1 protein-coding gene and 1 pseudogene are annotated in these 3,195 nt (G+C 59.8%); both read left to right on the top strand.

Annotation, left to right across the window (positions count from 1 at the left end; translation table 11 throughout):
* Positions 1 to 273: 273 nt before the first annotated feature.
* Positions 274 to 1,017 (top strand): phytanoyl-CoA dioxygenase family protein, encoded by a 744-nt coding sequence (locus YUA_RS0140695; RefSeq protein WP_027535762.1) that lies wholly within the window; start codon positions 274 to 276, stop codon positions 1,015 to 1,017.
* A gap of 1,460 nt (positions 1,018 to 2,477) precedes the next feature.
* A pseudogene (locus tag YUA_RS46660) lies at positions 2,478 to 3,195 on the top strand (tyrosine-type recombinase/integrase); the annotation flags it as partial.

Genomic DNA, 3,195 nt, shown 5'->3' with positions numbered 1-3,195 from the left:
CCAGGTGCTGCTCGGTCATGCCAAGCTCGACACCACGGCACTCTATACCCGCGTCGCCACCAAGACGATCAGCGAGGTCATGAGCCCGCTGCAGCGCTCACTGAGCGGCTCTCTTCGCGCGTAGCCAGCGGCACCCGGGGCAACAGGCCTAGTGTCGTTCGAGGAAAATTCGGGAGGAAATAGTCTACTTTGGCACGTAGTCCACATATTCGCTTACACGTATTAGTTGTCTTGTGCTAAGCTGCTTTTCTATGAAGATCATTTGGTGAGCCCATGGACGAGCTGAGTGCGAACCAATTGCGATTGTTTGCTGATCGCGGTTACGTGGTGGTTCCGAATGCCGTCGAGCCCCGACTGTTGGCCTCGGCGCTGGCGGAGGTTGATCGAATGATCACGAAAGCTCCCCCACGGGGAGAAAAGCGCGGCTTCCATTTTTATTGGGTGAACGACGTCAGCCCACCAAATCCGCTTCTGTTACTACTGACCGACAGTAGCGCGTTCGATATCATCTCTGCGCTCATCCGACCACTTCAGCTCACGATGCCTCAGCAAGCCCAAGTTTCGATCAACATCCCGCCTTTTCCCCATCGACCGGGAGGCCCGCATCTAGACGGGATCTCGATCACCGAGCCAAGCGGACGGCCTGGGACCTTCACGTTACTCGCGGGTTTTTTTCTTACCGATCAGTCTCAGCCTGACATGGGTAACCTGTGGGTTTGGCTAGGATCGCATCACGTCGGCGCTGCATATCTGACCGAGCACGGGCCGGATGCGTTGCTCAACATAGAGCATCCTGTCTATCCGATGGCTCCCCCGGAGCAAGTGGTCGGAAAAGCCGGTGATCTTTTCCTTGGGCATTATATGCTCGGCCACAACATGGGTGGCAATCTGTCCGGCGACGTCCGGCGTGTGGTGTATTTTCGGCTGAAGAGCAACATGCACGTCGCTCGTTGGCGTGAGTACGTCCAGAACCCGCTACTTGAATTCGCGCCGTTGCGGGACGTTACGGCACCATAGATGGCGTGGGCGCGGGATCAGTTACACTGGCACCGCCGCGAATGACGGGGTTTGGGTCAATCGCGTCGGTTCGGCGGCTCGTCGGCCATTTCCGGTCTATCCCTAACTGCCGACATTTGGACGAACGCTGGTTTTCGCCAATATGGGCCAGGTGCAGACACTCGACACTAGACCAATTCGACGCCTACGAGCATCGGGCTTCTGTCAAAGATTGTCCCGGCATGGCCTTCGCATCTCAACATATCCTCGCATTGTCGCCCTCGTCGCAAATGTGGCCGGGCACGCCCCGGACCGACGGACCGAACCATATCGGAATGCCCTCCCAGACAATCCAGCAGCCGCCAGGGCCGGTATTGAATATATGACAGGGTGTGCCGTGTACTGTGATGCGCGTTCGCCCGGCTGCGAATTTCTCGCGAGCCACGGCGGTCGTTGTAAGCATGGTGATCGCGATCAATCCAGTTGCCAAGAGCTTTGTGGTCATCGAGCTTGTCCTTTTAACGCTTAATGGCGCTGCGATCTTAACCTGTTTCCGCAGCCAGTGAAGGACAGGATACGCTTGCTCGTCCGCATCCTGCCCGACGAAGTTCGCCGATATTGCCCGTGGCGACATCCGCCCACGTCACGGGCCACTGCACCTGCAGGATGCCGTGGTGCTTGAGCCAAGGTCGACTAAGGGGTCAATCGCGTCGGTTTAACCCCACCATTCGGACTTCCGATTAGCCCTGGTAGGCGGACATCTGCTGCCACCCTTTTTCAACGAAATCAGCCAACAGCGGAAATTTCGCCAACCTTTGCGGCCAACTGCCCACCGCTAGCCGGGTAGAGGCACGGCACGCGCGATGCCACCGATGTGACTAATCGTGAACCCGTGATCAGTTGGACGGCGCGGCCTGAGCCTTACTTAAAGCGGGGATCGATCGGAGAAAAAGCGATGCGTTCAATTTTGACCTTAAGTTTTTTGATCACCCTGTGTGCCGCTGCGAACGCGGCTACCGTGCATCACGCGCACCGTCGGCACGCTGTTGTTGGTAACAATCAGGGCACGATCACCTCAGACCCCGCTTCGGGTTTTGCTTACGTACCGTCTGGTCCGCCGATCGAGTACCGGCGGGCACCGTACAATGAATACAATGCACCGTATCCGGGAGCTTCCCAAGGTTACGCGCCTGGCGAACGCGAACAATTCCTCGACAGTGTGAGACGAGGCGGTTAGGTCGAAAGCGTGTCGGAGTGGGCCCTTGCAGCGACATCGTTGCCCAACGGTTTCCAGTGTCCAATTTCGGTCGCTTCGATATCCATCTCTTTGTGGCGAACGGTCAGCTAAGGGCCACAGGACTAAACCGCTGGCGCGGTAGGGCGCTGCGGCTGGCAGCGGAGCCGAGAGGATAGCGCGACGGGGCGTCCTGTCTTGAGATGATGAGGGGTTCGCAACCTTCACCCAAGGCAGGAGCATCCCCATGACCGACGAGGCAATGAGCCCGTTGCGCCGGCGCATGATCGAAGACATGACGATCCGCAAGTTCGCACCGAAGACCCAACATGACTACGTGCAAAGGGTCAAGAACTTCGCGGCGTTTCTCGGGCGATCGCCGGATACGGCGAGCTTCGAGGACGTGGCGGGTCACCCTCAAGCGCCCCGAGATCGTCGAGCACACCCATGTCATTCACGAGCCGCGCAAGCTGCCGGTCGTGCTCAGCGTCGAGGAAGTGGCAAGGCTGCTCGATGCCGCGCCGGGGCTGAAGTACAAGACGGCGCTGAGCGTGGCCTATGGCGCCGGCCTGCGCGCCGCCGAGGTGGTCTCGCTCAAGATCTCCGACATCGACAGCACGCGGATGATCATCCGCGTCGAGCAGGGCAAGGGCGGCAAGGACCGTAATGTCATGCTGTCGCCGAGCCTGCTCAATCTGCTGCGTGCCTGGTGGAAGGCGGCGCGGCCGCGGGGCTGGCTGTTCCCGGGCCGCGATCGGGCGCAGCCGATGACGACGCGCCAGCTCGATCGCGTCTGCCACGCCACCGCCCAGGTGGCGAAGATCAGCAAGCGCGTCTCGCTGCACACCTTGCGGCACAGCTTCGCCACCGACCTGCTGGAGCAGAACATCGACGTCCGCGTGATCCAGGTGCTGCTCGGTCATGCCAAGCTCGACACCACGGCACTCTATACCCGCGTCGCCACC

This window comes from Bradyrhizobium sp. WSM3983 (assembly GCF_000473045.1).
In the GTDB taxonomy this organism is placed as follows: Bacteria; Pseudomonadota; Alphaproteobacteria; order Rhizobiales; family Xanthobacteraceae; genus Bradyrhizobium.
Note: the sequence above shows the minus strand (reverse complement) of the source record. Positions and strands in the feature narration are given on the sequence as shown.